This window comes from Chloroherpetonaceae bacterium (assembly GCA_025056565.1).
Lineage (GTDB): Bacteria > Bacteroidota > Chlorobiia > Chlorobiales > Thermochlorobacteraceae > Thermochlorobacter.
Genome location: JANWWA010000001.1, coordinates 311,313 through 326,981 on the forward strand (window position 1 = coordinate 311,313; position 15,669 = coordinate 326,981).

At 49.2% G+C, this 15,669-nt stretch carries 13 protein-coding genes; 5 read left to right on the forward strand and 8 right to left on the reverse strand.

Features of this window, described 5'->3' with window-relative positions; translation table 11 throughout:
• The first annotated feature begins 10 nt into the window (after nucleotides 1–10).
• A complete protein-coding gene (locus NZM05_01395; GenBank protein MCS7012273.1) occupies nucleotides 11–472 on the forward strand; it encodes an MGMT family protein in 462 nt (153 codons plus the stop codon).
• Nucleotides 473–684: 212 nt separating this feature from the next.
• Nucleotides 685–2,550 carry an ABC transporter ATP-binding protein/permease gene (locus NZM05_01400; protein ID MCS7012274.1) on the forward strand — a complete coding sequence of 622 codons (1,866 nt, stop codon included), beginning with the start codon at nucleotides 685–687 and terminating at the stop codon, nucleotides 2,548–2,550.
• Between the two features lie 36 nt (nucleotides 2,551–2,586).
• Here NZM05_01400 and NZM05_01405 read toward each other — a convergent pair whose 3' ends face one another.
• Nucleotides 2,587–3,324, reverse strand: a complete 738-nt coding sequence (locus tag NZM05_01405; GenBank protein MCS7012275.1) for an SDR family oxidoreductase — start codon at nucleotides 3,322–3,324, stop codon at nucleotides 2,587–2,589.
• A gap of 5 nt (nucleotides 3,325–3,329) precedes the next feature.
• Nucleotides 3,330–4,619, reverse strand: coding sequence for a sodium:proton antiporter (locus tag NZM05_01410; GenBank protein MCS7012276.1), 1,290 nt, complete (start codon nucleotides 4,617–4,619; stop codon nucleotides 3,330–3,332).
• A gap of 288 nt (nucleotides 4,620–4,907) precedes the next feature.
• Here NZM05_01410 and queC point away from each other — a divergent pair, with 288 nt between their 5' ends.
• Nucleotides 4,908–5,606 (forward strand): 7-cyano-7-deazaguanine synthase QueC, encoded by a 699-nt coding sequence (gene queC / locus NZM05_01415; GenBank protein MCS7012277.1) that lies wholly within the window; start codon nucleotides 4,908–4,910, stop codon nucleotides 5,604–5,606.
• Here queC and NZM05_01420 read toward each other — a convergent pair.
• The 5 genes from NZM05_01420 to NZM05_01440 all read right to left on the reverse strand — a co-directional run bounded on the left by NZM05_01420 (nucleotide 5,584) and on the right by NZM05_01440 (nucleotide 10,925).
• On the reverse strand, nucleotides 5,584–6,435 hold the full coding sequence (locus tag NZM05_01420; protein MCS7012278.1) for an SDR family oxidoreductase: 852 nt from the start codon (nucleotides 6,433–6,435) through the stop codon (nucleotides 5,584–5,586). The genes queC and NZM05_01420 overlap by 23 nt on opposite strands.
• Nucleotides 6,436–6,455: 20 nt before the next feature.
• Nucleotides 6,456–6,941, reverse strand: a complete 486-nt coding sequence (locus NZM05_01425) for a septal ring lytic transglycosylase RlpA family protein (protein MCS7012279.1) — start codon at nucleotides 6,939–6,941, stop codon at nucleotides 6,456–6,458.
• 20 nt (nucleotides 6,942–6,961) lie between these two features.
• A complete protein-coding gene (locus tag NZM05_01430; protein ID MCS7012280.1) occupies nucleotides 6,962–8,152 on the reverse strand; it encodes an MFS transporter in 1,191 nt (396 codons plus the stop codon).
• Nucleotides 8,153–8,350: 198 nt separating this feature from the next.
• On the reverse strand, nucleotides 8,351–10,303 hold the full coding sequence (gene dxs, locus NZM05_01435) for a 1-deoxy-D-xylulose-5-phosphate synthase (protein MCS7012281.1): 1,953 nt from the start codon (nucleotides 10,301–10,303) through the stop codon (nucleotides 8,351–8,353).
• 109 nt (nucleotides 10,304–10,412) lie between these two features.
• Nucleotides 10,413–10,925, reverse strand: coding sequence for a MarR family transcriptional regulator (locus NZM05_01440; protein MCS7012282.1), 513 nt, complete (start codon nucleotides 10,923–10,925; stop codon nucleotides 10,413–10,415).
• A 154-nt stretch (nucleotides 10,926–11,079) separates the two neighbouring features.
• Here NZM05_01440 and NZM05_01445 point away from each other — a divergent pair, with 154 nt between their 5' ends.
• Together NZM05_01445 and NZM05_01450 are read left to right on the forward strand one after the other, a co-directional pair.
• Nucleotides 11,080–12,537: a lactonase family protein gene (locus NZM05_01445; protein ID MCS7012283.1), complete on the forward strand. Its 1,458-nt coding sequence runs from the start codon at nucleotides 11,080–11,082 to the stop codon at nucleotides 12,535–12,537.
• Nucleotides 12,440–13,039 carry a T9SS type A sorting domain-containing protein gene (locus tag NZM05_01450; protein MCS7012284.1) on the forward strand — a complete coding sequence of 200 codons (600 nt, stop codon included), beginning with the start codon at nucleotides 12,440–12,442 and terminating at the stop codon, nucleotides 13,037–13,039. Before NZM05_01445 ends, NZM05_01450 begins: the two co-directional genes overlap by 98 nt.
• 153 nt (nucleotides 13,040–13,192) lie before the next feature.
• On the opposite strand, the gene NZM05_01455 is transcribed toward NZM05_01450, so the two are convergent.
• The gene (locus NZM05_01455) at nucleotides 13,193–15,598 is read right to left on the reverse strand and encodes a polysaccharide biosynthesis tyrosine autokinase (GenBank protein MCS7012285.1); all 2,406 of its coding nucleotides are present in this window, start codon (nucleotides 15,596–15,598) and stop codon (nucleotides 13,193–13,195) included.
• Between the last annotated feature and the right edge of the window lie 71 nt (nucleotides 15,599–15,669).

Genomic DNA, 15,669 nt, shown 5'->3' on the forward strand with positions numbered 1-15,669 from the left:
CTAAGCCCATATGGGAAAGCACGCTGTGATTCAGATGGGCGGCAGTCACCGTCGCTGTCGCCTATCTGGTCAACGCACTGAGAACTTTTACACAAAAGTTTATGAGCTTGTGCGCCGTGTGCCGCCCGGCTTTGTTACCACATATGGAGCCATTGCGGCAGAGCTAGGCACGCGTGCTTCAGCCAGAATGGTTGGCTATGCTTTGCATGCTGCCGTTGGCTCTGATGTACCCGCCCACCGCGTTGTGAATCGCTTTGGCGCACTAACTGGCAAGCACCACTTCGGTCACCCCGACCTAATGAAACAACTTCTGCTCGAAGAAGGCGTTACCTTCAATCCCGATGACACAGTGAAAATGGAGCAGCATTTCTACGATTTCAATCAACGCTCGACAAGGCTCTCCCAGCGTATTCAGCACCCAAAAACATCTCGCAGACCTTCGCATAACTACGCAAAGCAGAAACGGAAGTGAAGTGCGCCTTGAACGCATTTTACTCCGTTACAACTGAGAAACACTGACCTCTACCTCAGCCCTACGCCATGGGAACGATTGCAATTCGGTCAGGGATTTATTAGGGCTATCCAGTGCCAGACTGTGTAACCCTTGCCGCCTAACGCAGTGCGCGGCGCGTTTCCTTTCGCAGGGTTCGTTGATAAACCGTTTGGAGAGATTGGAGAAGAGCAATGTTTGTCTTTTCATTCTTGCAATCGTTCTGGCGAAGGCCGATTGCTGCCGGCGTAGATAAGCCGCTTAGCCTGAAAGAAGGCTTTGCTGCATTACGCTACCTGCCTAGACTTTTCAAATTGGTTTGGCAGGTCGACTCAAGGCTCGTGGTGGCTGACCTTCTCATTCGGCTCTGCCGTGCCGTGACACCATTAGCTATGCTTTATGCCTCAAAATACTTAACCGATGAAGTCGTTCACTTAATTCAGACTGAAGGTGACAGAGACTTCTCGAACCTGATACTGTGGATTGCGGTGCAGCTTGCTCTGACTGTGCTAAATGATGGTCTGGGACGTGCAAATGCTTGGACAAACGGGATGCTAGGCGATAAAGTTGTCAATGACACATCTGTCAAGCTCATGCAGCATGCCGCTACGCTGGACTTAGAAAAATTCGAGGATGCTGAGTTTTACAATAAGCTTGAGCGAGCACGCAATCAGGCAGGCACTCCAGTTTGGCTTATGGCAGAAGTAGCTGGGCAATTGCAGCAACTTCTAACGGTCGTGATGTTAGCTGCAGGGCTGATTGTCTTTGAACCTTACTTAGTGCTATTAGTAGCTGTAGCGCTTGTGCCTGCATTTTTGGGTGAGTCACACTTCAACGGACAAAGCTATTCACTGGCGCATAGCCGCACGCCTGAACGGCGTGAGCTGGATTACCTGCGTCATATTGGCGCTAGCGACGAGACCGCAAAGGAAATTAAGTCATTCGGCTTATCGGATTTTCTAATTTCTCGCTTTAAGGAACTGTCCGAGAAATTTTATCGAGAAAATAAATCCTTAGCGACGCGCAGAGCATTTTGGGGCACAGTGTTTGCCGCAATTGGTAGTGCTGCATACTTTTTTGCTTACTTCCTCATTGCTCTCGAGACTGTGCGTGGGCGTATCACATTAGGCGACTTGACTTACTTTACTGGCGCATTTTCAAATATGCGCTCACTTTTGGAGGGTATTCTCCTACGCTTTCCAGTGGTGATGGAAGGCTCGCTTTACCTAAGAGACCTTTTTGATTTCTTCGAGCTAAGGCCTCGCATTGTGTCGCCGCCGAAACCGCGTCCTGTGCCTGTACCTATCAGAAGAGGCTTTGTGTTTGAAAATGTGAGTTTCAAGTATCCCCATAGCGACCGATGGGCACTGCGCAACTTATCGTTTGAGCTTCGTGCAGGTGAAAAACTGGCACTGGTCGGCAAAAACGGCGCTGGTAAAACCACGATTACCAAGTTGCTTTTGCGGCTCTATGAGCCAACCGAAGGTCGCATCTTGCTTGATGGTTACGACCTGCGTGAATACTCACCAGAAGAGTTGCGCAAACGCATCGGCGTGATTTTTCAAGACTTCATTCGCTACCAGATGACTGCCGCCATCAATATTGCAGTCGGTGAAATCGAGCTACGACACAATCAGCAACGAATTGAATGGGCAGCTGCACGCAGCTTGGCACATTCCATCATTGAAAAATTGCCCCATCGTTATGAGCAACGCATTGGGCGACGCTTTGCAAATGGGGTCGATCTCTCGGGCGGAGAGTGGCAAAAAATTGCCCTTGCACGCGCTTATATGCGCGATGCAGAACTGTACATCTTAGATGAACCGACCGCCGCTCTCGATCCAGAAGCCGAGTATGAAGTGTTTCATCACTTTGTTACGCTCACGCAAGGCAAAACCGCTGTTTTGGTTGCTCACCGATTCTCGACAGTGCGAATGGCAGACACGATTCTCGTGCTCGAGCAAGGCAAACTGCTGGAAATGGGCTCACACGATGAACTTATGCGCAAGGGTGGACGGTATGCTGAACTTTTCTCCTTGCAGGCAAGAGGATATCAATAACCTTGCCACATTCGGTTGCTAATCAGCCATCTGGCGTTAGTACAGTCGCCTCCCTCCATCGACTGTAATTACCTGACCAGTGATATACTCACTTTCAGCTAAAAAAAGCATTGTTCTGACGATGTCATCGGGCGTACCGAGTCGTCTGAGTGGAATTTTCTGGAGAATGTCTTGTTCATACTGCTTGTCACGGTCAGGGTGTAAAAGAATCGTGCCGGGTGCGATTGCATTAACAAGGATTTTAGGCGCAAACTCCTTTGCAAAAACTTTTGTCAGGTGCACCACTCCTGCTTTTGAGACCGTGTAAGGTGCGTAGCGTCGCCACACAAGGTCTGCCGCCACATCTGCCATCGTGATAATCCTTGATACAAATGGTTGCGCTTGCATAAGGCGTGCAGCAAACTGCATTGTGAAAAATGTGCCTTTGAGGTTGGTATCCACGAGACTATCCCAGTCCTTTTCAGTCACTTCTGGTAGTGGCGTTGGGAAAAAGTTCGATGCATTCGCAATGCACAAATCCAGCCGAGAGAAGCGTCGCTCAAAGAACTTAAAGGCGTGCTCCAGCGAGCGTACCTTAGAGACATCACAACGAACCATTTGCGATTTAGGTGCGAATTTTCGCAGACATTTGAGCGTTTGGCGTGCTTCTAGTAGCGACGTGCGATAGGTAAAGCATACACTGTATCCCCGTTCTGCGAGTGCTATCGCCATCGCCCTGCCTAACCGACCTGCTGCACCAGTAATAAAGCAGACTTTTTCAGACTCCGCCTCCATTTCATTTAGAAGAAAAGAATCTGCACCAGCACAAAGAGTGGCAAGAGCACCACCAGCGAAAACTTATACATATAGGCAAAAAAGTCTGGCATTCTGACCCCATTTTCTTCTGCGACCGCTTTAACCATAAAGTTCGGTCCATTGCCAATGTAAGTTAAGCTGCCAAAGAAAACGGCTGCTACAGAAATTGCTTGCAGCACTTCAGCTGGCACGCCAGCCACCATCTCTGGCGCATTCATCGCCAGCCCGACCGCTAAAGAGTAAAATGTGAGTGCAGTGGGTGTATTATCCAAGACGGCACTCAGCGCACCCGTTGCATAGTAGAATTGCATCGTGTCCGATACACCCAGAGATTTTGCATTAGCTTCAAGATAGAGAATACATGGCACCATCGTAATAAAAATGCCTAAGAACAAGTAAGCCACTTCCTCAATTGGCGCCCAAGTAAAGTTATTACCTTCGCGAATCTCTTTTTTCGTGGTCACTAACGACAGTCCTGCAAAGCTTGCAATCACAACTTCTCGGAGAAACTTTGCCGCAGGCACTTCTTTGAAGGTCGGCACATACTGCTCATTGAGGTATGCTACAGACAACACTACTCCTAACAGCCAAACGAAGTTGATTAGCCCGCGCACACGAATCGGCGTAATTTCCGTTACATCACGACGAATGGCTTCAATCGGCTCACGGTCATAGAAGTATGTATCGACACCAAAATATATCAGGAGCAGAAGCAGGTTGACCATTAACCACTGTGGCAGCAGTTGCAGAAACCAGTCGAAAGGCACGCCACGCAGGTAAAGAATAAAAAGCGGTGGGTCGCCGAGCGGAGTTAGCAAGCCCCCACAGTTTGCTACAGCCCCAATAAAAAACAGCACAGTGTGGACTTTGAACATTCGTTCTTTATTAGTCTGTAAAATTGGGCGAATCAGTAAGGTTGCCGCACCAGTTGTGCCAATAAATGATGCCAGCACCGCACCAATCGCTAAAAATGCCGTGTTAATAATCGGCTTTGCCTCAATGTCTCCTGTGACGCGAATGCCGCCTGTAATCACAAAAAGTGAACCCAAGAGAATGACAAACGGCACATAGTCAAAGATGAGCGCATGTTCCAACTCATGCCAATGCCCCGTCGCAATCAGATATACCACAATGGGCAGAGATAGTGTTACTGCAATAATGAGTTTATTGCGATTATGCTCCCACCAGTGGTTGTAGGCAAGCGGAAACACCGCAATTGCACCGAGCATCAACACAAAGGGCGTCAGAGACCAAGCTGGAACACTGTAAGCCATAATTTTTCTGCTTGATTTTAGTAGAAGGAAAACTGATGCAGTCAGCACAGAGATTGGTCAGCAGCGCCTAAAGATAGCACCGCCTCGTGGTTCTCTGCAACGGCGCTAAAACTTTTAATGTTTCGGTAACACTGCTTTTCTGCACAAAGTGAGCTTGCGCACACTGTTCTTTCTACCTCAGCTGTCACTTAGCATACACCTGCTACTTTCTCTTCAGACTTTTCTAGCCCTGATTTCTTCTGACGCTGCGAATGTGTAACTTTACAAAAACTTAACGCAGATTGAACTATGCTAGCGGTTACGCTTCTTAGTGGCGGTATGGATAGTCTGGTTACCACCGCAATTGCCAAGCATTTAGGCTATGAATTGGCAGCGTTGCACCTCAACTATGGGCAGCGCACGGAGCGTCGTGAATTGCAAGCCTTTCACGATATTTGCGACCACTACCGCATCTCTCGCCGCTTGGTTATCGATGCAAAGCATCTGGCACAAATTGGCGGGTCTTCTCTTACTGACCCTTCTATCCCCGTCAGCCTTGCCAATCTCAAAAACCGTGAGATTCCCACTAGCTATGTGCCTTTCCGCAATGCCAACATTTTAGCAATGGCAACCAGTTGGGCTGAAGTCATTCGTGCTAATAAAATTTTTATCGGTGCGGTCGAGGAAGACTCTTCTGGATATCCTGACTGCCGCAAAGAATTTTATGCTGCCTTCAACACCCTGATTCATTTGGGCACAAAACCAACCACACACATTGAGGTAGTTACGCCCGTCATTGACATGAAAAAGTGGCAAATTGTGATTCGTGGCATGGAGCTGGAAGCGCCGTTTGAACTCTCTTGGTCTTGCTATCAATCCAACGATATTGCATGCGGCGTGTGTGACAGTTGCGCCTTGCGACTGCGTGCATTTGAACAAGCAGGTATTCGTGACCCAATTGAGTATGCCGTGCGCCCCAGCTACATCAGCTACGGTGAATCGCTTTAGGTTCAGGCACTTGCGTCAGTGCCGCGCTAATTTCCCACAGCCGCTTGGCATCTTCGAGATTGTATGAAGCTGGTGAGGATGGCACAGCACGCTTGTTATCAAAGTATTTGCCCGTTATGCCTTCCACTTCTGGCGAAGAAGCCAGATATACAGACGTCTCTGCACCTTTTTCAGGACTGGCAAGAAAAATCCCTGCTAGAGTGTTGAACAGCCCAAAGTTGCGAAACAGCTTCGTGCTAATTACACCTGGGTGCAAGCAATTTGCGGTTACGCCTGTGCCAGCCAGTCGTCTTGCCAACTCATATGTGAAGAGCACATTTGCCAGTTTGGATTGACTGTATGCACGCCAAGCACTGTAGCTTTTTTCTCCCTGCAGGTCATCAAAGTTGATTGATGCACCGAAATGTGCCGCTGATGAGACGTTCACGATTCGCGACGGTGCAGCCGCTTTGATTTTATCCAAGAGCAGATGCGTCAGCAAAAAGTAAGCAAGATGATTCACGGCAAAGGTCATCTCAATACCGTCTGGCGAGAGTTTGCGCTCGTTTTCTATCACCCCTGCGTTGTTAATTAGCACATCTATCTTGGGACAGGTCAGTTTGATCTCCTCTGCCACACGGCGAATCTCTGCTTGCGATGCAAGGTCCGCTGCAAATGTGCTTAGTTTTGCTTCTGGCACGGCACGCAGTATAGCGGCTTTTGCTTCCTCAGCTTTTGCAGCAGTGCGGCAAACCAGCCCCACTTGTGCCCCCATTTTCGCTAAGGCTTTGGCAGTCTCAAAGCCAATACCTGAGTTTGCACCGGTCACAATTACAATTTTTCCCTGCATTGATTACGCCTATTAGCCTATTAGTTTGCAAGCACTTCTATTTTTACGCGCACGACACCAGCTTGAATCATATCGATCTGACGCGCTGCAGCAGGCGACAGGTCAATAATTCGCCCTTTGCAGTTTGGTGGCAGGCGGTCGTTGATGCGCACAATTACACTTTTCTGGTTTGTTTGATTCGTCACACGCACGCGTGTGCCAAAGGCAAGACTTTGGTGTGCCGCAGTCAGTGCCTCTGCATCAAACACTTCTCCACTGCTCGTTCTGCGTCCCTGAAATTCTGCTGCGTAGTAGGAGGCAAACCCTTCTTCTACGGAAAGCACCCTCTCCGCTGCTCTGCCACTTGCCTGTATTTTGGGCAAGGCTTCTGTATCAGCGGTTGCACGCAAACTCGGCGTCGCAGGGCTTGGCGTGGCAGTAAAGCGTGCCACTGAGCGGCACCCGACCGCATTCAGCCCCACTGTGCTGAGCAATAGCACTATTAGACCTGCACGAACACTATGCACTGATGTAATTTTTCTTTGCGTTACACATCGCTCGAAACAATGTGTGACACTTTTGCACACGCAAATTTCTTGATTAGCCACCCTGCAATAAGTAGTGCAGCAAGCGGATACATTACGGAGAACAGGTAAATCTGCTCCAAGTCAAAATATGCACGCAGCGGTGCAATTCCGTAAGCGGCTATTCCAATTCCCAGCATCACACACGCACTCATTAGTCCGCTTGTCGCGGCTGCCTGCTCAGGAAAGTATTTCATTGCGAGACTGACATTAAGCGGGAAAAATGCAGAACACCCAAGTCCTGCGACGAAAAGGGAGACCAGCAACACGATTTCACTCTCGCTGTAAAATGCTAAGAGAAATGCAATGGCTATTACAGGCAAGTGGCTTAGGTAAATTTTCTCTGCACCCACTCGGCGGGAGACAGCCGAAGCGGCAATACGTCCCAAAGTGAGCGCCAGCCAAAAGAGTGAAAGCCCTGATTGTGACGATGTGTCAGACAGTCCCTTTGCTTCCCTTAGAAAAATGACCGACCAGTTTGCAAATGTTGATTCACACAACGCATACAGCACCGCCACAACGCAAAAGAGCCAAAGTCCAAACGGAACTCCCAAAGATACTTTTCTCTCTGCTTGCCGTATAGGCATTCTCACCCGTAATGGCAGTGAATGCGCTTTTGCAGCCAGCCAGCTCATTAGTGCTGCCACAGCTGTAGGGTAAGCCACCCAACTTGCTATGTGTTCAACCCAGCTAAGTAAGAGTGGTGCAAGCGTTGCCCCTGTGCCAAATGCCGCATGGACAAAAATGATTGCTGCATCGCGGTGCAGCGGGAAAAATTGTGTCGGGTAGAAATTCACTGCGGCACCTGTATAGCCGAATCCAACGCCTAAGACTGCAATTGACCACAACAGCACCTTGTAGCTTTGCAGTGGAAAGCTCAGCGCCAGAAGTCCTTGCGCCACCGCGTAGCTTACGATTCCCACTACCAGCAGTGTTTTCAGAGCCATGCGGTGCACTAGCCACGTGGCACTGAGCGAACTAACGATTGCACAAGTAATCATTGGCAGGTAAAGAAACCCATACTCTGCATCACTTAGCCCGTGATGGCTCTTAAAGAGAGTGGCGCTAGCTGGAAATGCCACATTTCCAATGCCTTGAAAGAACGCTACGGCATAGACCACTGCAATTTCTGCGCGCTGGTAAGCCCCTGTCATAAAGCCATCTTCAACATCGGCGTTGTAAAATACCTGCTTCTTGCCTTTTGTTGTCGCTACTGGTGAGAGAGCAGGCAGATATTAGATATTCATTCCTGAGCCGCAAATTTTTTACCTGCTCACAGCGTAGCGTGATGCCCGCTGCAAAACGAAATAGGGAAGCTTTCGGCTTCCCCTTTCGCACAACTTTTTCTACTTCTACTCTGCCACTGCTTGCAGCTCTTCTGCATTGAGAAATGCCAGCACGCGTCGGCAGATGCTTTCTGGGTCTAAGCCCACTTCTTTGTGCAGTTCAGCAGGCTGACCGTGGTCGATAAATCGGTCTGGCAGACCAATCACCAGCACTCTATTGCTGTAACCTTTCTCTTGCAGGTATTCCAAGACTGCACTACCGAATCCCCCTTTGATGGTATTTTCTTCCACTGTGACGAGTCGCTCATACTTTTCGCAAAGTTCATCAATGAGCGCCGTGTCGAGTGGTTTGACGAAGCGCATATTTGCCACTGCCGCCGAGATACCCTGTTCAGCCAGAAGGTCAGCCGCTTTCATGGCATGATTGGTCATTACGCCAATGCCCAAGAACGCAATATCTTCGCCGTTGCGCAGTAGCTCACCCTTACCAATCTCCAGTTGCCTGAACTCCTTGCGCATCGGCACGCCTACAGCATTGCCACGCGGGTAGCGCACTGCGATGGGTCCTGCGTCATACTTTACAGCTGTATAAAGCATATCGCGCAGTTCTTGTTCGTTCATCGGTGCCATAATCACCATATTCGGTATTAGCCGCAGGTATGACAGGTCAAATGCACCGTGATGTGTTGGACCATCTGCGCCCGCTAAACCGCCTCGATCCATTGCAAAAACCACATTCAGGTTCTGCAGTGCAACATCATGAATAATTTGGTCATATGCGCGTTGCAAGAAGGTAGAGTAGATAGCCACCACGGGTTTCATTCCTTGGGTTGCCAGTCCTGCAGCGAAGGTTACAGCATGCTGCTCAGCGATGCCCACATCGAAGAAGCGTTCTGGGATTGCTTTCTCCAAAATCTTGAGCGAGGTGCCTGATGGCATAGCAGCTGTAATCCCAATGATGCGCTCATCCATTCTGGCCAGCTCTGTAATCGTATTGCCAAACACATCTTGGTAGAGCGGTGGTGCATTTGGGTTGGGTGCTTTGAGCGATTTGCCTGTGATTTTGTCAAAAGCAGAGCTTTGTGCATGCCACTTCAACTGGTCTTCTTCAGCTGGCTTAAAACCTTTGCCCTTGATGGTAACAATATGCAAGAGTTTTGGGTGGGGCATTTCGCGCAACTCGCGCAGTAGCTCAACAAGGTGAATTACATTATGCCCATCGACTGGACCAAAGTAGCGAAAGCCTAAGGCTTCAAAGAATTGTCCGGGCGTCAGCGCTGCTTTCAGTCCCTGCTCGAGGCTGCGGATAAATTGCCTTGCGCGCTCCCCAAGTTCGTTATCCATTCGGCTTAGGAGTTCCCAGATGTCACGCCGAATTTTGTTGTAGGTTGAATTTGTGGTGAGGTCTGTGAGATATTCTTTCAGCCCTCCTACGTTTGGGTCGATTGACATACAGTTATCGTTCAGCACGACGAGTACATCGGTCTTCAGATGCCCAATGTGATTCAGCCCTTCAAATGCCATTCCGCCTGTCATCGCCCCATCGCCAATGACTGCTACGATTTTGTAGTCGGCTTTTTTCAGGTCGCGCGCCACCGCCATCCCTGCTGCAGCTGAAATTGATGTCGAAGCATGCCCTACGCCGAAGGTATCATAGATGCTTTCGCTGCGCTTTGGGAAACCTGAAATGCCTTTGTATTGCCGATTAGTGTGGAAAACCCCTCGTCGCCCTGTCAGAATCTTGTGCACGTAGGCTTGATGTCCTACGTCCCAAATGAGCTGGTCTTTGGGCGTGTTATAGACATAGTGCAGCGCTACCGTGATGTCTGTCGCACCCAAGCTCGCACCAAAGTGTCCGCCGTATTGCGAAACAAGGTCAATGACAAACTCACGGCATTCTTGTGCAATAGCAGGAAGGTCGGAAATAGGAAATTTCTTTAGATCGTCGGGCGAATTGATGCGCGACAGATACTTGCCGTAATTGACAAGATCCTCTCGAGGCTGTATGTGCTCTATCATAGTGTTTTTAGTGTTTCAGGATTGACTGCAAAGTGTCCGTTTTTTAAGCAAAGGGCAGCTAAGCTAAAAATTCACTTTACTTCGTAAAAATTCCCTTCTGTCATGACGCTCACTTGAACAGTTTAGCGAAGAAGCTAAAGAACCAACTCTCATCCGACTTGACGACCTTTTCGAGTGCTGCATCTATATTCTTTGCGAATCTTTCTACGTCCCTTACGATTGTTCGGAAGTTATCGTAGTCATCGCTGCGTTCTGGGCTTACCTGTTTCAGCTCGGCGATGACTTTGAGCAGCGGTTCAAGCTCACGCTTGCGGCGTTCTCGAGCAATCATTTTCGCCGCCTCAAAAATGTTCTTTTCTGCTACGAAGAACTCTTTTCGTTCACCCGGTTTATGCTCACGCTTTACCAGTCCCCAGTCAATTAGCTCGCGTAGGGTCATATTGACGTTGCCGCGCGAGACGCCCAGTGTTTGCATAATGTCTTCAGCACTGAGCGGCTCGACCGATACCAGCAGCAGCGCATGAATCTGCGCCATCGTGCGACTAATTCCCCAGTTTGACCCCAAAGCTCCCCAAGCCTGAATGAACTTCTCTTTTGCCTCGCTCAGTGTTAGTTTTTCCACAACACAAATTTACTGTTCAAAACTTTCAAAAAAAATTGAAAGTTTCGTCTTCAAGTTCCCGCCACTTTCATATTGATTTAACAGTTACTTAACTCAGCAGCCAGTATTTTTGAGCACTTAAACACGTCTTTGCACTCACTAAACACACCTCGTTATGAAACATATCCTAAGATTTACTTGTTTTGCACTGGCGCTTTTCGCTACTGAGCGTGCAGCAGCGCAACTTTCGCCTACAGTTCTTGGCTCTTGGGGCACAGGCATTTATCGCAGTGCTGACCCACGCTCTGCGGAAATTTTGGCATATGATCCTCCCTCTCGCCGCTTGTTTGTGGTAAATAGTGTGAGCGACAATGTGCTGGTCTTGGATTTCAGCAATCCTGCTTCACCCCGTCTCATTGACTCCATTCGTTTCACTACTGGTTCGCCGAACAGCATCGACATTCGCAATGGCATTTTAGCCGTTGCGGTAGATTCCACCAACCGTCAAGCATCGGGTAGAGTCTTTTTCTATCGTGCTGCGACTGCTGGCGCCACCAGCTCACCGCTGGCATCAGTGCAAGTCGGTGCACTGCCCGACATGCTTACCTTCACGCCAGATGGCCGATTTGTTCTTGTTGCCAATGAAGGCGAACCGAACAACTACAATGCTGGCAACATTGACCCTGAAGGCTCGGTGAGCATCATTGAAATTCCTGCTGCTGGTGCGCAAGCTATCACGCAGGCAAATGTGCGCACTGTAGATTTTCGCTCGCTCAATGGGCAAGAAACGGCACTGCGCGCACGTGGCGTGCGCATTTTCGGACCGCGCGCAACGGCGGCGCAAGACTTAGAGCCCGAATACATTGCTGTTCAAGGCGACACTGCTTATGTGGTCTGCCAAGAAAACAACGCAATTGCACTGGTGCGCATCAGCACGGCATCGTTCATTGGCATTCGCGGCTTGGGATTGAAAAACCATAACTTAGCTGGCTTCGGTCTTGACCCCAGCGACCGAGATAACGCCATCAGTATTGCACCGCGTCCTGTGTTCGGTATTTATCAGCCCGATGGCATTGCCGCATATAGCGTTGGCGGGCAGACTTTTCTCGTTACCGCCAACGAAGGTGATGCACGTGATGCTTACGCTGGCACCAATGAGCCAGAGACACGTGCAGGCGCTCTTAGCATTCGCTTAGACCCTACCGTATTTGGAGATACATCACGCACTACGGGGATTCGCCGTGATTCACTTTTAGGACGCCTGCAGATTTCCGTTGCGATACCTGATACCACACCGACTGGTCTCTACCGCAGTTTGCAGTGCTTTGGTGGTCGCTCATTCTCAATTTTCCGAGTTGATCGTGATACGCTGGTTCGTGTCTATGACAGCGGTGAGGACTTCGAGCGCATTACCGCTGAGCGGTTTGCCGCTAACTTTAATGCCAATAACACGAGTAATGACCGTGATAACCGCAGTGATGACAAAGGACCTGAGCCGGAAGACATCAAAATTGGTCGGGTCGGTGATAGCCTCTATGCGTTCATATGCGTTCATCGGCTTAGAGCGCATTGGCGGTGTGATGATTTACAATATCACTTCTCCGACTGCGCCTCGCTTCGTGGCATACATTAACAATCGCAATTTTGGCGTAACCCCTAGTGCGAGCACTGTGCTGGTTGGCGCGGCAGCTGGACCTGTTGCCGCTGACCGCGTCGGTGATTTGGGAGCAGAGGGATTACTGTTTATTCCGGGAAATCTGAGTCCCAACAACCGTCCCTTGCTTGTGGTTGCAAATGAAGTAAGCGGCACTGTTACGACCATTCAACTGAGTGCAGTTGCCTCTGTGGAGCGCCTGCCTGATGCGATGCCACATGGCTTTGCATTAGAACAGAACTATCCGAACCCGTTTAACCCGACCACTCACATCAAGTATTCCTTGCCGCAAACCGCACAAGTGAGCTTGAAAGTCTTTGACATTCTGGGTCGGGAAGTCGCAACGCTTGTGAGTGCGCGTCAAGCTGCTGGCGTCTATGTGGCAACGTTCAATGCAGCCAACTTGCCCAGCGGAATGTATTTCTATCGCTTGCAAGCAGGTGCATTTAGTGAGACGCGCAAAATGACGCTGGTGAAGTAAGTCGTCTTTCGTTGGATGGAGAAGTGCTCTTTTGGGAGCACTTTTCTTTCCACTTGGCACGACGCTTTCGGCAAACTTCTCATCTGTTCCCAAAAGAGTTAGGCTGCGCCTAAACCATAGGGGCGAGTTTTTACTCGCCCCGTGCCTTTCGATTTACGACTTAACCCCACTGAGTCGGTCAGAAATCACTTCAAAAAGGTTTTTCTTTCTTGAAGCGCCTTTGGATTCGTAGTAGTAGTTGTAGTAGCGATAATACTTGTAGTAAGAGCCATATGCTTTGTTCAGGTCAAAGTTGTTGAGCACATAGCCTAAAATTGGTGCGTCGACTTTCATTAGCGCTTGTTTGGTGCGTTTTGCCAGCTCAAACTGAGTTTGTCCTGCTGCAAGAATCACTACAACCCCATCGGCATGTTGCGACAAAACCTGTGCATCAGTTACAGCCAGCACAGGTGGGCTATCAAACAGAATGATGTCAAACTGTGCCTTCATGTCTGCCAGAAAATCCTTCATTCTCGGCGCACCCAGCAGCTCCGATGGATTTGGCGGGATTGTGCCAGATGTAATAATGCTTAAGTTTGGCACGGGTGCTGTCCGCAGGACTTCTTCAATCTTCGAGCGTCCAACCAAGTAGTTTGTTAAGCCCGGCTCTTTGCTATACCCAAAAATGGAATGAATAACTGGGCGACGCAGGTCTGCATCAATCAGCAAGGTTTTCTGCCCGCCTTGCGCCAGCGTAATTGCAAGGTTTGAAATTGTTGTGGATTTACCTTCCTTCGGCGAGGAACTTGTTATGACATAAACTTTTCCTGCACTACCATTTTCCTTTGCATTGTAAGAACTTGAAAAGAGAATAGCTGTTCGCAGCGAGCGATAGGCTTCTGAGACAGCACTCTTCGGGTCGAGGTGCGTTACAAGGTGCGAGGCAATTTTTTTGTATTCTGCTTCGGGCCCTTCAATCACTTTCACGCTGGTGCCAGATTTGTCGCGCACGGTATCGTCAAACGTTTCAATGACGGGAATTGTAGCCAGCAGTGACCCCAGCTTTTCTGCTTGCTCTGGTGTGTGAATGTTTTTATCGAGAAACTGAATGAGCATCACAACCCCTATGCCAAGTGTCAGTCCTACAACAATACTCAGTATGATATTGACTTTTCTATTTGGACCGACGGGGAAGGGGTTTGGTATAGCCCAGTCAATAATTTCAACGCCGCTTGGAACTTGCTCCTCTGCAATCAGCGCCTCTTGGTATCGTTTCTCCAACAGCGAGAAAAGCTCCTCCAGCGTTTTATTGTTGCGCTGCAATCGTGCAAACTCAATGTTTTTGCCCGGTGTTTTCAGAAACGCTTTGTCATATTCTTCTGCTAGCTCTTTGTATGCTTTGAGACGCGTCTGCACAGCCACGATTTGCAGCTCTGTCTCCAGCTTCTTTTTGTATAGCTCACGGAAATACTCTGTGTTGTTCGTGTTCGCCAAGCCTTGCTTAACCTGTCGGTCGTAGGCTTGTTGGAGCTTTTTCTTGTAGGCTTCAATTTGGTCTTCGTATTGCTTCACACGCTCTTGCGCGCTCAGGTTATACTGTGTGCCGGGGTCTGCCAGTGCGCGGTCCCGTTCAAATTCCAATCGTGCAATCTCTGCCTGAAACTGCTTGGCATAGGGGTCAATGGTCGCTTGCACTGCAGAGTTGGAAAGTTTCGGCTGTAAAGCTGCCAGCTCTTCATTATAAGCCTTGAGCGAAGCATTCAGTGCATTGAGCATCACGGTCGCTTCGTCCATTTGTGCAATAGCCTGCGAGTGCCGCTGAATCATTCTCGTCGCTTCCTCATTGAGTGCTACGACGCGATTTTGCTCCATAAAGGTTTGCAAGGCTCGCTCACTTTCTGCCAGTTGCCGCTTCTTCTGTGCCAGTTGGTCTTCAATAAATTGCCTGAGCACTCGTGCCGCATTGTTGGCTGACCGACGCTTTCGTTCCTGAAAAACCTCTGCAATCGCCCGCGACACAGTGGCTGCGTCCTCTGGATTTAGTGCGCGAAAGCCAATTGCAATGATATTGCTTCCCGGCACCTTAGAAGGCTGCACAAACATTCCCATTCGCACGCGCCCAGCAATCTCATCTACGCTTGCAATCTTTCGCTCAGCATTCAAAATAATGTCCAGTGTGTCGCGCTTCTCGGCTGGGTTTTTGTAGACAGTTTGCAGGAGTTTATAGGCCACTTCTTCTGACACTGTGCGGCTTTTTAGAATTTCAATGTCGTCCACATTTGACTCGCGCTGCGAAAGGTCTAAGCTGATGACCACCGATGCTGTGGAACGGTTGTTGTTGACCAGCACAGTTGTAACCCCCTCATAAATGTCTGGCTGCGCCCGATTGATGAGATAACCTGCAAATACCGACGTCAGAAACACCGTGAGAATAATCCACTTTCCTTTTGCAAACGCTCTCAGGTAGGCGTAAAACACATCGGCGTTGCTTTCATCTTCTTGCAGCATTTGCTGCAGCTGCTTGTAGTTTAGCGGTGTTTCGTTTGGCATTCTATATCCGTTTGATGTCGTGCGATCCATCGTCTCTTCGGCTCTTCGTTTTTGCGAGTTTTTTATTCACTCGAACTTGAAATTTACTACTTCTTTTTTGC

Coding starts and splice junctions, on each gene's coding strand:
- NZM05_01395 (MCS7012273.1), top strand. CDS start 11: ATGGGAAAGCACGCTGTGATTCAGATGGGCGGCAGTCACCGTCGCTGT.
- NZM05_01400 (MCS7012274.1), top strand. CDS start 685: ATGTTTGTCTTTTCATTCTTGCAATCGTTCTGGCGAAGGCCGATTGCT.
- NZM05_01405 (MCS7012275.1), bottom strand. CDS start 3,324: ATGGAGGCGGAGTCTGAAAAAGTCTGCTTTATTACTGGTGCAGCAGGT.
- NZM05_01410 (MCS7012276.1), bottom strand. CDS start 4,619: ATGGCTTACAGTGTTCCAGCTTGGTCTCTGACGCCCTTTGTGTTGATG.
- queC (MCS7012277.1), top strand. CDS start 4,908: ATGCTAGCGGTTACGCTTCTTAGTGGCGGTATGGATAGTCTGGTTACC.
- NZM05_01420 (MCS7012278.1), bottom strand. CDS start 6,435: ATGCAGGGAAAAATTGTAATTGTGACCGGTGCAAACTCAGGTATTGGC.
- NZM05_01430 (MCS7012280.1), bottom strand. CDS start 8,152: ATGACAGGGGCTTACCAGCGCGCAGAAATTGCAGTGGTCTATGCCGTA.
- dxs (MCS7012281.1), bottom strand. CDS start 10,303: ATGATAGAGCACATACAGCCTCGAGAGGATCTTGTCAATTACGGCAAG.
- NZM05_01445 (MCS7012283.1), top strand. CDS start 11,080: ATGAAACATATCCTAAGATTTACTTGTTTTGCACTGGCGCTTTTCGCT.
- NZM05_01450 (MCS7012284.1), top strand. CDS start 12,440: ATGCGTTCATATGCGTTCATCGGCTTAGAGCGCATTGGCGGTGTGATG.
- NZM05_01455 (MCS7012285.1), bottom strand. CDS start 15,598: ATGGATCGCACGACATCAAACGGATATAGAATGCCAAACGAAACACCG.